We start from the raw sequence: 18,393 nt of genomic DNA, 5'->3' as shown, positions 1-18,393 counted from the left end.
ACAGGCTGTGTGGAAGATCTGTGGACTGCGGAATTGATCACTCCGAATACCTCGGCCGACCCCGAGGATTCCCAGGTAAAACCTCCTCTACGCCCACGTTCGAGTGGAAATGCGTCGCCCCAACGGATTGCCTGAAGGAAACGAGTGGACGAAGGGTGAACTGCGCGCCGGTGGACGCGGTGGGGTGCTGTAGGGCGATTTGTCGACTGAGTCGCACTGCCGTGTCGACTTGTCCCCAGGTCGAGAGGCCGACCTGTGGATAACTTCTGTGGATAACGACAATCGGCAGGTAGGACTGGCCGGAACCAGGTGCCAGGGACATTACAAGAAAGACGGCCGACGGCCGTCAGAACCGCCCGTCCTGGCACCGGGCCACCCAGTCCGACGCGGACACGAACTCCGCGTCGGAGGTCCCCGCCCGCGGGGGCCGCACGTCGCCCGGGCGCACATCGGCCCGCGGGTACGAGCCGAGGAAGCGCACCTCCAGGCAGATCCGCTTCAGCCCCATCAGGGCCTCCGCCACCCGCCGGTCGGAGATGTGGCCCTCGGCGTCGATGCAGAAGCAGTAGTTGCCGATGCCCTCGCCGGTCGGCCGGGACTGGAGCAGCATCAGGTTGATGCCCCGGGTCGCGAACTCGCCGAGGAGATCGCGCAGCCCGCCGGGATGGTCGTCGCGCTGCCACAGCACGACGGAGGTCTTGTCGGCACCGGTCGGCGCCGCGGGCCGGGCCGGGCGGCCGACCAGCACGAACCGGGTCTGCGCGTTCTCCGCGTCGTGGATCCCGCTCTCCAGGACCTCCAGGCCGTAGCGGGCGGCGGCGAACTCCCCGGCGAAGGCGGCGTCGTAGCGGCCCTCCTGGACCAGCCGGGCGGCGTCCGCGTTGGAGGCGGCGGACTCCCAGTCGGCGTCCGGGAGGTTGTTGCGCAGCCAGTTGCGCACCTGCGGCTGGGCGGCCGGATGCGCGGAGACCGTCTTGATGTCCGACAGCTTCGTGCCGGGGCGGACCAGCAGCGCGAAGGTGATCGACAGCAGCACCTCGCGGTAGATCATCAGCGGGGCACCGGCGACCAGCTCGTCGAGGGTGGTGGTGATACCGCCCTCGACGGAGTTCTCGATCGGCACGAACGCGGCCTCGGCCTCGCCCACGCGGACCGCGTCCAGCGCGGACTGCACGGACACGTACGGGATCAGCTCTCGGGTGGCCGCTTCGGGCAGCGTGCGCAGGGCGACTTCGGTGAAGGTGCCCTCGGGGCCGAGATACGCGTAGCTCGCTGGCATGACCTCACCCTAATGGCCTCGGCGCGGCACCGGGGACGCGTCTCACGACCGGGTGATTCCGGCCCGCCTCACCCCTCCAGCAGGGGCTGCCCGACGTACTCTCCCTCCGCCGCACCGCCCGGCACCGCGAACAGGCCGCTCGCCTCGTGGCGGACGAACGCCGACAACGCGTCCCCCCGGTCGAGCTTGCGCTGCACGGTGACGAAGCCGCGCAAGGGGTCCGCCTGCCAGCAGACGAAGAGCAGGCCCGCGTCCGGGGTCCCGTCCGGGTCGATGCCGTCGTGGAAGGAGAACGGCCGCCGCAGCATCGCGGCCCCGCCGTTCTGGTCGGGCCGGGTGATCCGGGCGTGGGCGTTGATCGGAACGAGCAGATTGCCCTCGGCGTCGGTCTTCTCCAGGTCCATCTCGGTCGTCTCGGTGCCCCCGGAGGGCGCCGACAGCGGCGCCCCGTCCGCCTTGCGGCGCCCGATGACGTCCTCCTGCTCCTTCACCGACAACTGCTCCCAGTCGTCGAGGAGCATGCGGATCCGACGTACGACCGCGTAGGAGCCGTTCGCCATCCACGCCGGGTCCTTCGTCGGGGACGCGGGCACGAAGATCCGCTCGTCGAAGTCGGACTCGGCCGGCTTGGGGTTGCGGGTGCCGTCGATCTGGCCCATCAGGTTGCGGGCCGTCATGGGGTGGGCGGTGGCGCCCGGCGAGCGGTTGAAGCCGTTCATCTGCCAGCGGACGCGGGCCGCGCTTCCGGCGTCCTTCTGGATCGCGCGCAGGGCGTGGAAGGCGACCAGGGCGTCGTTGGCGCCGATCTGCACCCACAGGTCGCCGTTGCTGCGGGACTTGTCGAGCCGGTCGGAGGAGAAGTCGGGCAGCGGGTCCAGGGCGACCGGGCGCTGCTTCTCCAGTCCGGTGCGGGCGAAGAAGCCGTGGCCGAAGCCGAAGGTGACGGTGAGCGAGGAGGGCCCGGCGTCGCGCGCCACGTCGGTGTCGCCGGTGACGGTCGCCTCGCCCGCCATCAGCAGCCGTGCCGTCCGGGACCACCGGCGCAGCAGGGCGGCTGCCTCCTTGCGGCCCGCGCCCGGCGTCAGGTCGAAGGCGACCAGATGGCCGCGGGCCTGGAGGCCCTGGAGGATGCCGGGCTGATGTTTCCCGTGAAACATCACCTCCTCGGCGCCCACCGAGCTGAGCGGGGTCGCCTGGGCGGGCGCGGCGGCATAGCCCACGGCGCCGCCCGCCGCGCCGAGCGCGAGCCCGGTGGCACCGGCGGTGCCGAGGAGGGCGCGGCGCGAGATGCCCGAGGGAGCCGTGGGAGCGGCGATGTCCTCGCGTTCGGGAGTGCGGGCCTCCGGGAGGGACTGGTCAGCCATGAGGTTCAGCCGATCTGCGCGTTCTTGGAGACGGTGGTCTGGTCGATGTCGGAGGTCCGTACGGTCGCGGCGATCTTCCAGTCGCCGGCCATCGGGATCTGCACACCGTTCGCCGACCAGTGTCCGGTGGCGATGTGGTCCGGGACGACGGGCAGCGGCCCGACGTCCTCGGACTCGAGGGTGAAGGCGATCTTCACCTCGGGGACGTCGAAGCCTCGGCCGTTGGGCCGCGTGACGTAGACGTGCAGGGCGTTGGCGCCCACGCGCGCGGGGTCCAGTTCGACCCGTACGACGCCCTTGCCGTCCTCGCCCCCGGTGTCGAAGGACATGTCCAGGGTCAGCGCCCCGGAGACGCCCGCGGACGACGAGGAGGCGGCGGTGGCCCTTGCGGCGTCCTGCTCGGTGCGGCCCGGTTCGGTGGACGTCAGCGCGGTGGTGACCGCCAGCAGCACGACGGCGACGCCCGCCTCGGCGAGCACCGAGCGGCGCAGCCCGAAGCGGTTCGGGTCGGCGTCCCGCAGCCGCTTCTGCCGGGCCGTGTCCATGGCCGCCTGCTGCCGGGCGAGTTGGGCCGCCCGCTGCGGGTCGTCGGCCTTCCCGGCCGCGGCCCCCTTGGCGGCACCCGACGCCGTCGCCGCGATCTTCTGCTCGCGCGGCGCGGCGCTCACCGTCTCCGCGAGCCGTGCCGTCCACCGCCGCGAGATCCAGGCGACGCCGACCAGCAGCGCGACCAGGCCGATCTTGACGAGGAGCAGCTGGCCGTAGCGGGTCTCGGTGAACGCCGACCAGGAGCCGAGCTGCCGCCAGGACTGGTAGATGCCGGTGCCGACGAGCGTGACCACGCTGCCGAAGGCGAGCGCGGAGAACCGTCGTACGGCCGGACCGTCCAAGGGGATCTCGGGGGACCGGTACAGGGCGACCAGCAGGGCGGTGAGTCCGCCGAGCCAGGCGGCGACGGCCAGCAGGTGCAGGACGTCGACCGGCATCGCGATCCCGGGCTGCAGCCCGGTGGAGGCGTGCTCGGACATCGCCCAGCTCGCCGCGAGCCCGGCCGCGACGACGATCCCCCCGATCGCCAGCCCGAAGGTGAGGTCCCGCTTCTCCTGTCCCTCCTCGCGTTTGTCCCAGGCGCCGAAGAGCACGGCGATGAACAGCGCCGCCGCGGCGAGCAGCAGGAGCCGGGAGACCAGGGCCGCGCCGGTCTTGGTCTGCAGGACGTCGCCGAGGAGGTTCAGGTCGAAGATGTCGGCGACCTTGCCGGAGCCGGTGTAGGAGCCGCGCATGAGGAGCAGCGCGAGCGTGGCCGCGGTGAGCGCGAGCCACCCGGAGACGACGAGCCGCTGCACCGCCCGTACGCCCGAGCCGCGCTGCCAGCAGGCGAGCACGAAGGCGGCGCCGCCCGCGAGGACGACGAAGCCCGCGTAGGAGACATAGCGGCCGAAGCCGTAGAGGGCGCCGACGACTCCGCCGCCCGCGCTCTGGTCGGAGACGGAGACGGAGGTCGCCGAGGGGGCGCCGACGGAGAAGGTGTAGGCGCCGGCGACCGGGTGGCTGTCGGCCGAGACGACCTGGTAGGAGACGGTGTAGGTGCCGTCCGCCAGACCGCTGTTCAGCCCCACGGCGTACGTCGTGCCGGACACGTTCGTCGGCTTCGCGGTGTCGACGCGCTTGCCGTCGGGGGCGAGGACGCGCACCGAGTCGTCGGAGAGCGCGACCTCTTCGGAGAAGGTGAGCGAGACCCGGTCCGGGGCCTGTTCGACCACCGCCCCCTGCCGGGGGTCGCTGCCGGTCAGCGCGGCATGCGCGGAGACCGGCCCGGCACCGGTGAGGAGCAGTCCGGCGGCGGCCAGGAGCAGCAGCACCAGGGTCCGGACGCGGGGAGCGATGGTCGGCGTCAAGGGTGGTCCCTCCCTCAGTGTCCGGTCGCGGGGGTGTACGTGGCCGGCTTGACCGGCATCTCGACCGTGACGGGGTCGGCCTCGGCGAAGTGCAGCACCACGGACACCGTGTCGCCCTGCTTCGGCTTGCGCTTCAGCTTCTCGAACATCAGGTGGTTGCCGCCGCTCCTGAACACGACTTCGCCGTCGGCGGGCACGGGGAGGTTCTCGACCTCCTTCATCGCGGAGTCGACGGTCTCGTGCACGGTGACGGTCCCGGCGATGTCACTGGTGACGGAGGTCAGTTCGGCCTCGGTGCCGCCGGTGTTCTCGATCGTCAGGAAGCCCGCCGCCATGGAGTCGGAGACCGGCTGCGGCATGTAGGCGCCGCTGACGGACAGGTCGGGGCCGGAGTCGTCGGAGGAACCGCAGCCCGCGACGACGAGGCTCCCGGCCAGGACCACCGCGCAGGCCGCGGCGCGCCTCACGGGTTCTCTCCCTTGATGATCTTGGGGAGGTCCTTGGTGTAGTCCTCGACGGTGGCGTCCTCGCCGTAGAGGACGTAGCCGCCATCGGTCTTCGGGGAGAAGGCGATGACCTGGGTGCCGTGCGTGGAGACCGTCTTGCCCTTCTCCTTGTGCGGCGGCTCGATGCTGATGCCGAGGGTGCGGGCACCGGCCTGGATGGTGGCGAAGTCGCCGGTGAGGCCCACGACCTGGGGGTCGATGCCCTTGAGCCACTTGCCGAGCGCGGGGGCGGTGTCCCGCTCGGGGTCGGTGGTGACGAACACGACGCGCAGCTCGTCCTGTTCGGCCCGGGACAGCTGCTTCTTGGCGACGGCGATGTTGTTCATCGTCAGCGGGCAGATGTCGGGGCAGTTGGTGTAGCCGAAGTAGATCAGCGTCGGCTTGCCCGCGGTCTCCTCGCGGAAGTCGTACTTCTTGCCGTTCGTGTCGGTGAGGACCAGGTCCGGCTTCTCGAACGGCTTGTCGAGGACGGTCGCCGCCCGGTCGGAGCCGGCCTCCTCGGAGACCACGGTGACGGGCGAGGCGTCGTCCTCACCGCCGCCGCAGGCGGAGAGGGTCAGGGTGGCGGCGGCGAGCAGGGCGGCCGCCGCGTACTTCTTGGTGCGCATGGCGAGGTTTCCCGGAGGTGAGGGGGCGCGCACCGGGCCGTTTTCACAGGTGTACGGCCGGTGCGCGCCGGAGGTTCGGACTCAGGCGTCGGTACGCCGACGGCCGGCGAGCACGCCGTAGGCCACGCCGATGGCGCCGACGACGATGCCCACGACGCCCAGGACGCGGGCGGTGGTGTCGCTGCTGTCGGACTCGGCGTCCTCGGCGGTGGTGGAGGCGGCGGCCTGGGAGGCGTCGTCGGACGGCTCCTCGCTCGCCGCGGAGCCGTGGTGGCCGTCCTCCGAGGCATCGGACAGGGTCAGCACCGGCGCCGGCTTCTCCGGCTCGTCCTGGCCCTCCTGCTGGACCTCGATCCAGCGCGCGACCTCGTCGTCGGAGTAGGTCTGGACGGCCTTGAAGACCAGTTCGTCCGTGTCCTCGGGCAGCACGCCCATGGAGACCGGGAACTTCTGGAAGAAGCCGGGCTCGACGCCCTTGCCCGTGGCGGTCCAGGTGATCTTGCTGACGGCCTCGTCGATCTTCTGCCCGTGCAGCTCGATCGGCTTGTCGAGCTTGGCCTTGGTGACCTTCGCGGTCCACCCGGCGACCGGCTCGGGCATCGCGGACGCGAGCGGGGTGTCCATCGGGAAGCTGACCTCCAGCTTCACGGTGGACGCGGTGTCGCTCTCGTTGGGGACCCGGAAGTCCACGACCGCGTAACCGCCCTTGGCGGCCTCGCCCTCGGGCTGCACCGTCACATGCGCGAAGGCGGGGGCGGACAGGGCGAGCACGGCGGTGCCGGCGAGGACGCAGCCGGCGGCGAGGCGGGAAGAGGCCTTCATGCGGGAGCACTCCATGGTGAGAGATTCGGTTGTTCCGGTGGTGGAGAGGCGCGCTGCGGCCAGACGGTGGCAACGCAGGCGCGGGCCGCACGACGGCGGCCCCGACCGGAATCCGTACGGATCTCCCAGCGGTGGGCGCGACGCGTCAGGCGGCGAGCACGAGTGCGGGCGCGGCGGCGGGCGGGCCGCGCCGCACGAGCGTGTGCTGGAGCGCGGCCTCGTGGAGCCGGGGCGGCGCGCCTTCCGCGGTGCGGTGCGGGCGCGGGGCCGCGCCGGGCGTGCCCGGAAGCCCGGCGCGCAGGGCGCGGACCAGGGCGAGGGCGGCGCGCAGGGAGCGTACGAGGGCCGCCTCGGCGACCGAGTGGGCGGACAGTTCGACCAGTCGGCCGAGCGCGATGTCACCGCGGCGCAGCAGGTAACCGGCGACCACGGCGGCGAGCAGATGGCCCAGCAGCATCGGCAGGGACGGCAGCAGCGAGGCGGACTCGGTGACCGTCTCCGGGTGCTGGGGGTGGGCGGAGGCGGGGCGGAGCCTGGCCTCGGTGAGGATCCTGTGCGCCTCGGCGGGGCTGATGGCCGCCGCCCGGGTGCCGCACAGGATCCGCGCGGCCTGCGCGACGAGCGTGGCGTCGGCGGAGGCGGCGGCCCGGGTGGCCTCAGCGCCGTGCTGGCCGAGACCGAACAGCGAGTGCAGCACGGTCTGCCCGAGCGCGAGCAGCACCGCGATGCCGGGCAGGGTCCGCTCCCGCCCGGCGAGGGGTACGGCGACGGCGAGGATCGCGAGGAAGCCCGCGCCCAGCGTCCACAGCGGGATCGAGGTGCAGGAGCCGAGTGCGTGTCCGACCGCGGCCAGCACGACACAGACCGCGGCGAACACCGCGGCCCGCAGGATCCGGACATCGCGTCCGGCGTGGGCCGTGCGCGGGTGGGGGGCACTCATGGCGGGCCAATCATCGCACTGGCCTCAGGGCGCCCATACGGCAGGTCCGCAAGATGCCGTAAGGGCGCCGGATGCCTTACGAGCCGTACAGCCGGAACATCCCACTCTGGTGCGAACAAGCCCCACATACACCGATGACGGCTTGGCGCGCATCGCCCATATGGGCGGTATCACGTCAACGGTGTGCTTACACACGGGCACTCCCGGCAATACGTAACGGTATGTCGAGCCGCGGCCGGGAGGCTGGAGCATGAGCATCTGGTGGTCACTCCATTTGCGGCGGGAAGCTGCGAGCGTGCCGCTCGCCCGGCGGCTTCTGCTCGGCACCATGGAGAGCGCGGGCGTGGACCCCGATGTGTCGTACGACCTCTCCGTCGCGCTGAGCGAGGCGTGCGCGAACGCCGTGGAGCACGGCGGGGACGGGGCGCTCGACGAGGGTTCGCAGGCCTATCGCGTCACCGCCTATCTGGACGGCGAGACCTGCCGGATCGAGGTCGCCGACTCAGGACCCGGCTTCGGGGGGCGGGGCTCGCGCGGGACGGTCATGGACTTCGGCGCGGACTCCGAGAACGGTCGGGGGCTGTACCTCATCCAGGAGCTCGCGGACCACGTCCACATCGGCAACAAGCCGGGGCAGCGCGGCGCGGTGGTGAGCTTCGACAAGATTCTCAAGTGGCGGAAGGACGCCTCTCCTTTGTTGGCCGTGTAGTGGGCCTCGTCACAAAATACCGGCGCCTTTTCCGGAAAGCGGCATCCGGGTATGTGAACGGCGAATCAGAAATCACCCATGGCTGAAAGTGGAGGTCTTAGATCCGTCTTTATCGGCGGCCAGTTTCAGCCACACAGAGAACTCGAAGATTTCTCAACGCTCCCTCAAGACCTGGTGTTCTGTCGCTCGATGGTCCTCAGTTGGCGGTTTCAAGCCATCCTTGACGAAGCTTTTGCTTGACTGGTTATTGCCCTTCGTAGAGCCTCATGATTCATGACGATAGGTCGCCGAAAGCGTCAACTTGAAGAGTTGTCTCACTTTCTACGGACCCGGCGAATGCGACTGTCCCCGGCGGAAGTCGGGCTCAGCGCGTCGGGTCGCCGGCGTACTCCCGGACTGCGCAGAGAGGAAGTGGCCGTCCTCGCCGGGGTCGGCACGTCCTGGTACACCTGGCTGGAACAAGGAAGGGACATCAACGTCTCGGAATCCGTCCTCGGTGCGATCAGCGGAGCGCTCCGGCTCAACCCCGCCGAGGAGATCTACCTGCACCGCCTGGCCGGCCTGAAGACTCCGGACGTCGACCAGCGCCCCGACAGCGGTCCCGCCGACCCCGAGCGGCTGGCCGAGATCGTGAACCACTGGTTCCCCAACCCGGCGCTCGTCAGGGACCGCTGCTGGAACATCCTGGCCGCCAACTCGGCCGTACCGGAGTTCCTCGGCTTCCCGGGGCCGGGCGGGAACATCCTGGTGGAGTTCTTCACCGACGAGAGCTGCCGCCGCCGTTACGCGCACGCCGACGAGCTCGCCCGCAGCACGGTCGCCCGCTTCCGCGCGGACGTCGCCGACTGTTTCGGCCGCCCCGAGGTCGACCGCGTCCTCGACGAGCTCCATGAGCGGAGCCCGGAGTTCGCGCGGCTGTGGGGCAGCCACGAGGTGCTGGAACCGTCCCGGGGCCGCACCAAGGGCATCACCCACGGGACCGTCGGAGCGCTCAGCTTCGACGTGCACGAGTGGGAGCTCGCGGCCGATCACGAGGTCCAGCTGGTCCTGCACATGCCGACGGTGCAGGAGACCAGGGACAAACTGGACGCCTTCTTCGCCGCGGCCGGTCCGGACGATCCGGACCGGCCGGGCGAGGACGGGGAACCCGACGAGGGCGACGATCAGCTGCCGTCGAACGCCGTGGCGGCGGCGTAGGAGTCCTCGAAGGTCTGATACCGCTGGATGAGGCCGTCGCGGACCGTGATCCGGATCGCGAAGGGGCCCGAGAACGATTTGCCGGTCGCCACCACCTTGTGGCTGAACTCCCCGAGGACGAAGGCGTCCTCGCCGTCCACGGCGATGCGCTCGACATCGAAGCGCTGGGTCTCCACGGCGGCCACGAACCGCTGGAAGTAGCCCTCCACCTCATGGCGGCCGACGAGGTGCCCCGTCCACGGGACGACGGGGGCCCCCGCCACCACCAGCTCCGCCTGGTCGGCGAACAGCTCCGGCAGCCCGGGCAGATCGCCCACTCCGAAGCGTCCGAAGAACTCCTGGACCGTCTCCGCGGTACCGCGTGTCATGCGCTGTGTCCTTCCGTTGTTTCACGTGAAACGGCGCCGGCCGGCGCCAGCGTGGCCAGATGGCCGTGGATGCGTGCGAGGTCGGGGGTCAGGTCCTGGGCGGCGACATAGTGGTCCGGGCGGACCAGGACGGCGGAGAAACGCCGGCCCGGCGCGGAGCGGACGGCCACGAGATCGCCGTACGACTCCTCCAGCTCGGTCAGCCTCGGCGGGCGGGGACCGGTGACCAGGAGGCTGTAGCGGTCGACGGGGAGGGACTCGCGCAGGGCCGCGTCCGGGAGCAGTTGGCCGTTGCGCGGGCGGGGGCGCAGCAGCCGTCCGCTCGGGTCCTCGTCGACCGCGGGGCCCGCCGGATAGTGGTTGGTCAGACCGGCCAGCCACGGTGAGTAGAAGCGGTCGAAGACGCCGGAGCGCTCGGCGAGACGGGCGGAGACATCGCGCAGCACGATCTGCCAGCGCTTGGACAGCATCCACGCCTTCGTCTGCACCTCGGCCTGCTTCACCACCCCCTGGGCGACCGCCGCGCGCTCGGCGCCGTAGCTGTCCAGCAGCCCGGCACCGGCCGCGCCGCGGTGCACCAGCGCCAGCTTCCAGGCGAGGTTGTGCGCGTCGGTCACCCCGGTGTTCAGTCCCTGGCCGCCGGCCGGGCTGTGGATGTGGGCGGCGTCGCCCGCCAGGAAGACCCGGCCGGCCCGGAACCGCTCGGCGTGCCGGGCGTGGATGCTGAACGTGGTCTGCCAGGAGACGTCGTGCAGCCTCAGGCCCCCCGGACCCCGCTTGTCGACGAAGTCCTGGAGGACTTCCTGGTCGAGGTCCTCGGGACGCATGCCGGGCGGGCCCGCGGTGAAGACACGGAAGCGGCCGTTGTAGAGCGGGACCAGCACCATGATCCCGTTCTTGGTGCAGTAGTAGTGCACGGCGTCCCGCTGGAGGTCCCCGTCGATCGCGGTGTCCGCGAGGATGAAGGTGTTCGGGTAGGTGGCGCCCTTGAACTCGATGCCCAGCGACTTGCGGACGGTGCTGCTCGCGCCGTCGCCGCCGATGACGTAGGCGAACTCCTCGGTGGACTCGGTGCCGTCCGGGGCGCGCAGGGTCGCGAGCACCCCGTCGGGGTCCTGGCTGAGCCGGGTCAGTTCGGTGCGCCACTCGACCTTGCCGCCGGCGTCCGCGAAGGCCTCGCGCAGGAGTTCCTCGACGTCCGGCTGGATGATCACCATCGGCCGGGTGCGGTCGCCGAAGACGATGTCGCAGATCGGGTCGGTGCCGGAGTTGTAGCGGAAGGAGTGCACCGGCAGCCCGTGCTTGTCCATGAAGGCGGCGCCACCCAGCCCGCGGAACACCTCCAGGGTGCGCGGCCACACCATCAGCGCCTTCGTCAGCGGGCTGGGCTCGGCCGTCCTGTCCACCAGGCGCACCGGGGTGCCCCGGCGGGCCAGTTCGGCGGCGGCGGTGAGGCCCACGGGGCCGGCGCCGACGACCAGCACCGGCCGGGGATCGGATGTGCTCATGTCGCTTCTCCCATCGTGATCGGTTCCCGGGTGTCGGCGGCCCGCGTCTCCGGGGCCGGGCGCAGCATCCGCATGATCAGCGGGGCGCCCAGGGCACAGACCGCGGCGAGCAGCCACAGCACGGTGTGCAGGGCGGAGGTGTAGGCGCCGGAGACGTACGCGGTGAACTCGGCCCGCTGCTCGGCGGGCACCTGGGCGGCCACGTCGCCTATCTCGCCCTGCACCACACGGTTGGCGAGCTCACCGACACCGCCCTCCCAGCCCTGGGGGTTGTGGAGGTTGCCCTGGACGATGCTGACGAGCACGGATCCCATACCGGCGATGGCGACGGCCTCACCGGTCAGCCGCATGGTGTTGAAGAGCCCGGCGGCCATGCCCGCGCGGCTCGCGTCCACCGCGCCGATGGCCGCGCCGTCGAGCAGGCCGAAGGAGATGCCCACCCCGGTGCCGATGACGAGCAGCGGCCCGGCGAGCGTGGCCGTGGTGGAGTGCTGGTCCAGCACGGTGAGCCAGGCCGCGCCGCCCGCCACGAGCAGCAGGCTCACGCCGAGCAGGACCGAGGTGCTGACCTTGCGCGCGAGCAGACCGCTGACCACCGGCAGCGCCAGCACCGGGCCGCTGAGCAGCAGCATGGTCAGACCGGCGGCCCCCGAACTCATGCCGTTCACGCCGATGAAGAAGGACGGCAGGAAGACCAGCAGACACACGAACCCGAAGGCCAGCAGCACCGGCATCAGGCTGACCGCGGCGAACTTCGGCTCGCGCAGCAGCGACAGCTCCAGCATCGGCCGGGCCCGCCGCTTCTCGATCCGTACGAAGGAGACCATCAGGCCGGCCGCCAGCACGGCGAGCCCCAGCACCACCGGGTGCGCCCAGCCCAGTTGGGGACCCTCGACCAGGGCGAGGGTGAAGGCGAACAGCGCGCCGCTGAACGTGGTCGCGCCCGCGTAGTCCACCCCGGTGGCCTCCGGGTCCCGGGACTCGGCCAGCGCCGGACGCAGCAGCAGGACGGCGGCGGCGATGGCGGCATGGGCGAGGAACACCGAGCGCCAGCCCCAGGCCCCGACGAGCAGTCCGGACAGGGAGGGGCCGAGGGCGAGTCCGAGCCCGAAGGAGGAGCCGAGGAAACCGAAGGCCCGCGCGCGGGCGGCGCCTTCGTAGGCCTGGGCGAGCAGCGCGGTGGCCGCGGTGAGCACCATCGCCGCGCCGACGCCGGCGGCACCGCGCAGCACGTCGATCAGGACGACCTCGGAGACGAGGGCGCCACCGGCCGTGCACAGCACGAAGACGACGAGACCGATCGTGAACATCCGGCGCCGGCCGAGCAGATCGGCGAGCGAGCCCGCGACCAGCATCACGCCGGCGAAGGTGAGGTTGTAGGCGTTGACGACCCACTGCACGGTCACCAGCGAGGCGTCCAGATCACTGCCGAGATCGGGCAGCGCGACCGAGGTTCCGGTCAGGGAGGCGGGCAGCAGCCCGCAGGAGACACAGACCGCGAGCAGCGTGAGAACGGGACGGGACCGTGAGGCACCCGTCGGGCGAGTGGACACGAGAGCTCCAGAGTTGGGGAAACGAGGGATGCGCGAGAGGAGGTGTCGCTACGGCGCGTTCGGCAGGGCCCGTGCCGCGCGCGCCTGTTCGGCGCCCCACAGCACCAGCACCAGCGCGGCCAGGCCGCCCCCGGCCGCGCACACTCCGGCCCACCCGGCGGCGGAGTGCACGGCGCCCGAGAGCGCCGAACCCGCCGCGCCGCCCAGGAAGTAGGCGGTCATGTAGGCCATCGTGATCCGGCTGCGCGCCTCGGGCCGCAACCGGTAGAGCACGCCGAGGTTGGTCACCTGGGCGCCCTGCACACCGAAGTCGAGCAGCAGCACACCGAGCACCAGACACACCAGCAACCGGCCTCCGTCGAGGGCGAGCAGCCCCCAGGCGGCCAGGTTGGCGACGTACAGCAGGGTCGAGGCCAGCCGGTCCCGGCCCCGGTCCACGAGCGGCCCCATGAACCGCGCGGCCAGCGCCCCGGCGGCACCGAGCAGCCCGAACGCGCCGATCAGGGCTTCGCCGTAGGTGTAGGGCGGCGCCGCCAGCAGGAAGGCCGCCGAGGTCCAGAAGACGCTGAAGGAGGCGAAGGTGAGGAAGCCGTACAGGCAGCGCAGCCGGAGCAGGGGCTCCTCGGCGACCACCCGCGCCACGGAGCGCAGGAGGGTCGGGTAGCCGAGCCGCTCGGCCGGTTCGAGGTCGGGCAGCAACCGCCACAGCAGCGCCGCGAGCACCACCATGCCCACCGCGGCGACCGCGAACACCGAGCGCCAGCTGCCGGTCCACTGGGCGAGCAGGCCCGCGCCGGTGCGGGCGAGCAGGACGCCGAGGAGGACCCCGCTGAGCATCCGTCCGGTGACCCGGCCGCGTTGCTCGGGCCGGGCGAGGGCGGCGGCGAACGCCACCAGCAGCGGGGCGCCCACCGCCGTCACCGCCATCAGACCGGACAGCACGACCAGCGCGGCGACCGAGGGCGCGGCGGCCGAGGCGGCCTGTCCGACGGCGGTCACCAGCAGCAGGGCCACCAGCAGCCGGCGCCGGTTCACCGTGTCGCCGAGCGGCACCAGCAGGGCGAGCCCCACGGTGTACCCGGCGGTGGAGGCCGTGACCACCAGCGACGCGGCGGTGCTGCCGACGCCGAACGCCGAGGCGATCGACGTGAGCAGCGGATGCGCGTAGTAGATGTTGGCCACGGCCATCCCGGCGGCCACCGCGAACACGGTGACCAGCCGGTCCGGCAGACCGCCCGCCGGACGCAGGGTCCTGGCGGTCGGCCGGACCGGCGCGGTGGGGGAGGTCATGGGACGAGCACGATCTTTCCGGTGGTGCGGCCCGCCTCGCCGTACTCGTGCGCCTTCGCGGCCTCCGCCAGCTTGAAGACCTGGTCCACCCGGACCCGCAGGCGTCCCGCCTCGACCAGTTCGGCCAGCGCCTCCAGGCCCGCGTGGTCGGGCTCGACCAGGAAGCCCGTCACCCGGACGCCCAGACTCGCGGCGAGCGTGGTGAGTTCGGGGCTGACGTGCCCGATCACCGTGATGAGCAGGCCGCCCGGGCGCAGCGTGCGCAGCAGCTCGAAGCTGTGGTCGCCGCCCAGCAGGTCCAGGACGACGTCCTGTCCGGTGACCGTGTGGTGGAGCGGGCCGGTCGTGTAGTCGACCGGGTGGTCCACGCCGACCTCGCGCAGGAAGTCGTGCTTCTCCGCGCGGGCCGTGCCGGTGACCTCCGCGCCCCGGGCCCGTGCGATCTGCGCGGCCAGGTGGCCGACGCCGCCGGCCGCCGCGGTGATCAGCACCTTGTCGCCCCGCCCGGCGCGCGCGGTCTCCACCAGCGTCTGCCAGGCGGTGAGCCCCGCGAGCGGCAGCGCGGCCGCCTCCTCGAAGCTCAGCCCCGGGGGCTTGCGGGCGAACTGCCGGGAGGGAGCGGTCACGTACTCGGCGTACGTGCCGCCCGGGCGTGGGAAGCCGATGAGCCCGAACACCTCGTCGCCCGGCTCGAACCGGGTCACCCGGGGCCCCGACTCCACCACTCCCGCGACGTCCCAGCCCTGCACGAACGGCGGGGCCCCCAGGGCGCCGGGCGGGAACACCCCGGCGCGGATCTTCCAGTCGACGGGGTTGACCCCCGCCGCCGCCACCCGGACCAGCACCTCGGTGGGCAGTGGCCGGGGGCGCTCGACGTCGGTCAGGCGCAGGACGTCCGGGGCGCCGGCCTCCGTGGTCACCACGGCTTTCATCGGCCGCTCCGCTCGTCGAGGTAGGCGGCCCACTCCGACAGCTTCTGGGCCAGGACGAGGTCGCCGTCGGGCACCTGGATGCCGTACTCGCGCTGGATGAACAGGGCGATCTCGATCAGCGTGAGCGAGTCCAGCGAGAGGTCCTCCAGGGTCCTCTCCGGGTCGATCTCCTCGACCCCGATCTCGGCCTTCTCGGCTATGAACGCGACCAGTCCGGGATATGCCGTGACGGGCATCTCGTACTCCCTCCTCGGAGCCGTGCTCCGGGGCTTGCGTGGATCGGTGAGGCGGGGGTGTGAGCGGTGTGGGGGCTCGGGCGGTCTACGGGGGCGCGGGGCTCAGCCGGCTCAGACGACTCGCCGGCTCGGGCGGCTCAGGCGGCCATGGCCGAGGGCCGGTCCAGGCCCTCGGGCCAGGTGAGGGTGATCGCGCCCCAGGTCGTACCGGCGCCGAAGGCGGTGAGGAGCACCTTGTCGCCGGGGCGCAGCCGGCCCTCGCCGTGCGCGTCGTCCAGGGCCAGCGGGATGGAGGCGGCGGCCGTGTTGCCGGTGTGGCCGATGTTGACGTAGGCCCGTTCCTGGCCGATGCCGAGCTGTTCGGCGACGGCGTGCAGGATGCGGACGTTGGCCTGGTGGCCGACGAGGAGGTCCACGTCGGCGGTGGACCAGCCGGTGCGCTCCAGGACCGTCCGGGAGGCCTCCGTCATCCGCAGCACCGCGTTCTTGAACACCTCGCCGCCGCGCATGGTCAGGTACTGGTCCTCGCGCAGCGCCGCGCTGTGGTGGCTGCGCTGCCGGGAGCCGCCGGCCGCCACCCGGATCAGGTCCGCCTGCAGCCCGTCGCTGGCGAGTTCGGTACGGCGCAGCGCGCCCGGCTCGTCGGCCCGGCCCGCCCGCAGCACCACCGCGCCGGCGCCGTCCGCGAAGATCGGCGCGGTGTTGCGGTCGTAGGGGTCGACGATCGTGGTGAACGCGTCGGCGCCGACCACCAGCACGCTGTCCGCCACCGAGGAGGCGATCAGCCCGGCGCCCGTGGCCAGGGCGTACAGGAAGCCCGAGCAGACGGCCCCGACGTCGAAGGCGGGGACCGTGCCGAGCCCGAGTCCGGCGGCGACGGTCGGACCGGTCGCCGGGCACGGGTGGTCCGGGGTCGCGGTGGCGAGCACCACGGCACCGACGTCCGGTCCGCCCGCCGAGTCCAGCGCCCGCCGTCCGGCCTCGATGGCGAGGTCGCTGGTGGCGGTGCCGGGGTCGACGATCCGCCGCTCCGTGATACCGGTCCGGGTGCGGATCCACTCGTCGGAGGTGTCCATCCGGGCGGCGAGGTCGTCGTTGGTCACGACCCGCGGCGGCAGCGCGGAACCGAGACCCGCGAGCACGGCGGTGGGCGCCGCGGCCACGGGCTCACCGAGGCCGGTCCGTGCGGTCATCGCACGATCACCGACGCCCGGTCGGACTCGGTGCGCATGTCCAGGGCCTCGTACTCGGCCCGCGCCTGCGCGATGGCCTCCTCGGGCGACATCAGCGCCGGCAGCTCGAACAGCCGGGCGATCTCCACCAGCCGCTCCTCGACGGTGCCGCCCACCACGTGCGCGGGGATGCCGAGCTCGGCGGCGACCTCCAGCAGCCGCTCGTCGGCCAGGGAACGGAACCGCTCGTTGACCGGGCGGTGCCCGTCGGCGGCCAGCGCCAGCTCGTTGGGCAGGTGCACGAAGACGTCGTAGGTCTGCTTCACGTGCTGCTTGAAGGCGATGCCCAGTTGCTCCATGACCGCGTCGAACACCCGGATGTCCGCGGTGCGTTCCACGCTCTCCAGCTCGCTGAGGTGCACGGAGTCGTTGGGGTTGATGCCGACGATCACCCGCACCGCGCCGTAGATCCACTCCTGGAGGGAGGAGCCGTCGGAGATGAACGAGCCCTCGAAGCGGCTCTCGTGCACGGCCCGGTCCACATGGCGGCGCACGATCAGCTGGACCAGCTCGGCCGCGGTGCACTGCTCCAGGGTCTTGCCGGGCACCGCCTCGGGCAGCAGCTCGCGCATGGTGCGGGCCCGGGTGCGCGGAATTCCGACGTAATGCGCGAGGGCGTACGAGGTGAGGGTCTTGCCGGAGGAATAGGTGCCGGATATGGCGATACGCATGAAAGGCTCCAGGGGAGAAAAGTGAATTCGCGATCCGTGGGTTCCGGAATCAGTCGGGAAGTCGATGCGCGACCGAACAGCGCACGGTGTTTCCGGCCAGCCGTCCGACGATGTCGGCGGCGCGCCAGATCTCTTCGTCCCGCCGAAGCAACGTGCTGTTCTCCAGCCGTACGTCGAGCGGGGTCTCGTAGCGGATGGGGTCGGGTTCCGCGCTCGCCCGCAGGGCGGTCGTGCGCATCCACAGCGTGTTGCTGGCGCCCCGGGAGATCCCGTCGGTCTCGTACAGCAGGATCTGGCCGAGCTGCAGGCTCGTCACGAAGGTGTCGATCAGCCCGACGAAGGGCTGGTACAGGCCCTCGGTGCCCTCCGTGGCCAGCACGGTCCCGGGCTCCTGGGCCACGTCGACGACGGCGTGCGCGCGGGCCTCGGCGACCCGCACCGCGACCTTGCGCACGCTCTGCGTCCGGGCCGCGAACCCGGTGCCGTAGTACTGCCGTTCCACCGGCCCGAGCAGCTCGGCAGGCCCGTTGCAGGTGGCCGCCGCGACCGGGCCGCCGGTGTGGCCGGGCCACGGATGGCGCAGGTCGGTGCGGACCCGCATCGCCCCGACCAGGGTCTGCAGCCGCGACACCGCCTCGCCCTCGCCGTCCGGCACCGGCACACCCAGCACGGTGGTGCGCACCGGAAGACCGGTCAGCTCCTCGTCGGGCACGGTGCCCGCCTTGATCCGCACCGCCAGCACCCGCCCCGCGCGCCGGCTCTCCGGGCCGAGGCCGAGGGCGTGGGTGAGGGCGGCCTCGCTCAGGTGCACGGCGATGATCAGGCCGTCCACGGTGGACAGATGCGGGCGCAGATCGCCGCGCCTGGACTTCTTCGACCAGTCGGCCGGGTACACGACGTCGAGCCGGCTCGCCAGCTCGGTGGGCACGTCCCGGCCGCCGCTCAGCTCGACCTTGTCGTAGCGGTACTCCACACGCCGGAAACCGGATCCGAAGAACCGCTTCTCGCCGGGCCCGAGATAGTCGTCGACCGAGTCGAGGAGTAATTCCTTAGCGGGCAGCATTCCAGTCAACGCCAACTCCTTTTCCGGGCCCTGCGGCCGCCGTGTGTTTCTCGGTCGGCTCGAAGCTAGCCGAAAAGTTTCGCGGCAACGAGAGTCGGTTCATGCGGTTACTGCCAACACCACCTTGGACACCACCAGTTGCCGCTCTTTTCCGCACCCCGCGGAATTGACTAGCGTCGTCGCTGTTCGCGGACACGGATTCCGGTGCCGCACACGG

18 protein-coding genes are annotated in these 18,393 nt (G+C 71.8%); 2 read left to right on the top strand and 16 right to left on the bottom strand.

All coding sequences use genetic code 11. From position 1 onward, the window contains the following. Positions 1-346: 346 nt before the first annotated feature. From pheA to ACWDRW_RS00710, 7 genes are all read right to left on the bottom strand, one after another. Positions 347-1,279 (bottom strand): prephenate dehydratase, encoded by a 933-nt coding sequence (pheA, locus tag ACWDRW_RS00740; RefSeq protein WP_451718045.1) that lies wholly within the window; start codon positions 1,277-1,279, stop codon positions 347-349. A gap of 68 nt (positions 1,280-1,347) precedes the next feature. Further along, on the bottom strand, positions 1,348-2,643 hold the full coding sequence (gene efeB, locus ACWDRW_RS00735) for an iron uptake transporter deferrochelatase/peroxidase subunit (protein WP_451718043.1): 1,296 nt from the start codon (positions 2,641-2,643) through the stop codon (positions 1,348-1,350). A gap of 5 nt (positions 2,644-2,648) precedes the next feature. Then, the gene (locus ACWDRW_RS00730) at positions 2,649-4,541 is read right to left on the bottom strand and encodes a copper resistance CopC/CopD family protein (protein WP_451718041.1); all 1,893 of its coding nucleotides are present in this window, start codon (positions 4,539-4,541) and stop codon (positions 2,649-2,651) included. Between the two features lie 14 nt (positions 4,542-4,555). Then, positions 4,556-5,008, bottom strand: coding sequence for a copper chaperone PCu(A)C (locus ACWDRW_RS00725; RefSeq protein ID WP_451718038.1), 453 nt, complete (start codon positions 5,006-5,008; stop codon positions 4,556-4,558). Next, complete coding sequence (locus ACWDRW_RS00720; RefSeq protein ID WP_451718036.1) at positions 5,005-5,655, bottom strand: SCO family protein; 651 nt, start codon at positions 5,653-5,655, stop codon at positions 5,005-5,007. The genes ACWDRW_RS00725 and ACWDRW_RS00720 overlap by 4 nt, the downstream gene beginning before the upstream one ends. Positions 5,656-5,736: 81 nt before the next feature. Next, on the bottom strand, positions 5,737-6,477 hold the full coding sequence (locus ACWDRW_RS00715; protein ID WP_451718034.1) for a YcnI family copper-binding membrane protein: 741 nt from the start codon (positions 6,475-6,477) through the stop codon (positions 5,737-5,739). Positions 6,478-6,622: 145 nt separating this feature from the next. Beyond that, complete coding sequence (locus ACWDRW_RS00710) at positions 6,623-7,417, bottom strand: hypothetical protein (protein ID WP_451718031.1); 795 nt, start codon at positions 7,415-7,417, stop codon at positions 6,623-6,625. Between the two features lie 250 nt (positions 7,418-7,667). Here ACWDRW_RS00710 and ACWDRW_RS00705 point away from each other — a divergent pair, with 250 nt between their 5' ends. Then, positions 7,668-8,126 (top strand): ATP-binding protein, encoded by a 459-nt coding sequence (locus ACWDRW_RS00705; RefSeq protein WP_451718028.1) that lies wholly within the window; start codon positions 7,668-7,670, stop codon positions 8,124-8,126. A gap of 273 nt (positions 8,127-8,399) precedes the next feature. After that, on the top strand, positions 8,400-9,323 hold the full coding sequence (locus ACWDRW_RS00700) for a helix-turn-helix transcriptional regulator (RefSeq protein WP_451718026.1): 924 nt from the start codon (positions 8,400-8,402) through the stop codon (positions 9,321-9,323). Here the strand turns inward: ACWDRW_RS00700 and ACWDRW_RS00695 are convergent. The 9 genes from ACWDRW_RS00695 to ACWDRW_RS00655 form a co-directional block, all read right to left on the bottom strand. Further along, the gene (locus tag ACWDRW_RS00695) at positions 9,290-9,691 is read right to left on the bottom strand and encodes a nuclear transport factor 2 family protein (protein WP_451718023.1); all 402 of its coding nucleotides are present in this window, start codon (positions 9,689-9,691) and stop codon (positions 9,290-9,292) included. The genes ACWDRW_RS00700 and ACWDRW_RS00695 overlap by 34 nt on opposite strands. Then, on the bottom strand, positions 9,688-11,199 hold the full coding sequence (locus ACWDRW_RS00690) for an FAD-dependent monooxygenase (protein WP_451718020.1): 1,512 nt from the start codon (positions 11,197-11,199) through the stop codon (positions 9,688-9,690). Before ACWDRW_RS00690 ends, ACWDRW_RS00695 begins: the two co-directional genes overlap by 4 nt. After that, the gene (locus tag ACWDRW_RS00685; protein WP_451718018.1) at positions 11,196-12,752 is read right to left on the bottom strand and encodes an MFS transporter; all 1,557 of its coding nucleotides are present in this window, start codon (positions 12,750-12,752) and stop codon (positions 11,196-11,198) included. The genes ACWDRW_RS00690 and ACWDRW_RS00685 overlap by 4 nt, the downstream gene beginning before the upstream one ends. A 48-nt stretch (positions 12,753-12,800) precedes the next feature. Next, positions 12,801-14,042, bottom strand: coding sequence for an MFS transporter (locus ACWDRW_RS00680; protein WP_451718016.1), 1,242 nt, complete (start codon positions 14,040-14,042; stop codon positions 12,801-12,803). Next, positions 14,039-14,974, bottom strand: coding sequence for an NADP-dependent oxidoreductase (locus ACWDRW_RS00675; RefSeq protein ID WP_451718014.1), 936 nt, complete (start codon positions 14,972-14,974; stop codon positions 14,039-14,041). Before ACWDRW_RS00675 ends, ACWDRW_RS00680 begins: the two co-directional genes overlap by 4 nt. Then, positions 14,971-15,210: an acyl carrier protein gene (locus ACWDRW_RS00670; protein ID WP_451718011.1), complete on the bottom strand. Its 240-nt coding sequence runs from the start codon at positions 15,208-15,210 to the stop codon at positions 14,971-14,973. The genes ACWDRW_RS00675 and ACWDRW_RS00670 overlap by 4 nt, the downstream gene beginning before the upstream one ends. Positions 15,211-15,347: 137 nt before the next feature. After that, positions 15,348-16,403: a beta-ketoacyl-ACP synthase III gene (locus ACWDRW_RS00665; protein WP_451718009.1), complete on the bottom strand. Its 1,056-nt coding sequence runs from the start codon at positions 16,401-16,403 to the stop codon at positions 15,348-15,350. Beyond that, on the bottom strand, positions 16,400-17,113 hold the full coding sequence (locus ACWDRW_RS00660; RefSeq protein WP_451718006.1) for an AAA family ATPase: 714 nt from the start codon (positions 17,111-17,113) through the stop codon (positions 16,400-16,402). Before ACWDRW_RS00660 ends, ACWDRW_RS00665 begins: the two co-directional genes overlap by 4 nt. 49 nt (positions 17,114-17,162) lie before the next feature. Continuing rightward, positions 17,163-18,176 (bottom strand): AvrD family protein, encoded by a 1,014-nt coding sequence (locus tag ACWDRW_RS00655; RefSeq protein ID WP_451718657.1) that lies wholly within the window; start codon positions 18,174-18,176, stop codon positions 17,163-17,165. Positions 18,177-18,393: the final 217 nt, after the last annotated feature.

The organism is Streptomyces sp. NPDC003635, assembly GCF_053587635.1.
This window is presented reverse-complemented; position numbering and strand designations above follow the sequence as displayed.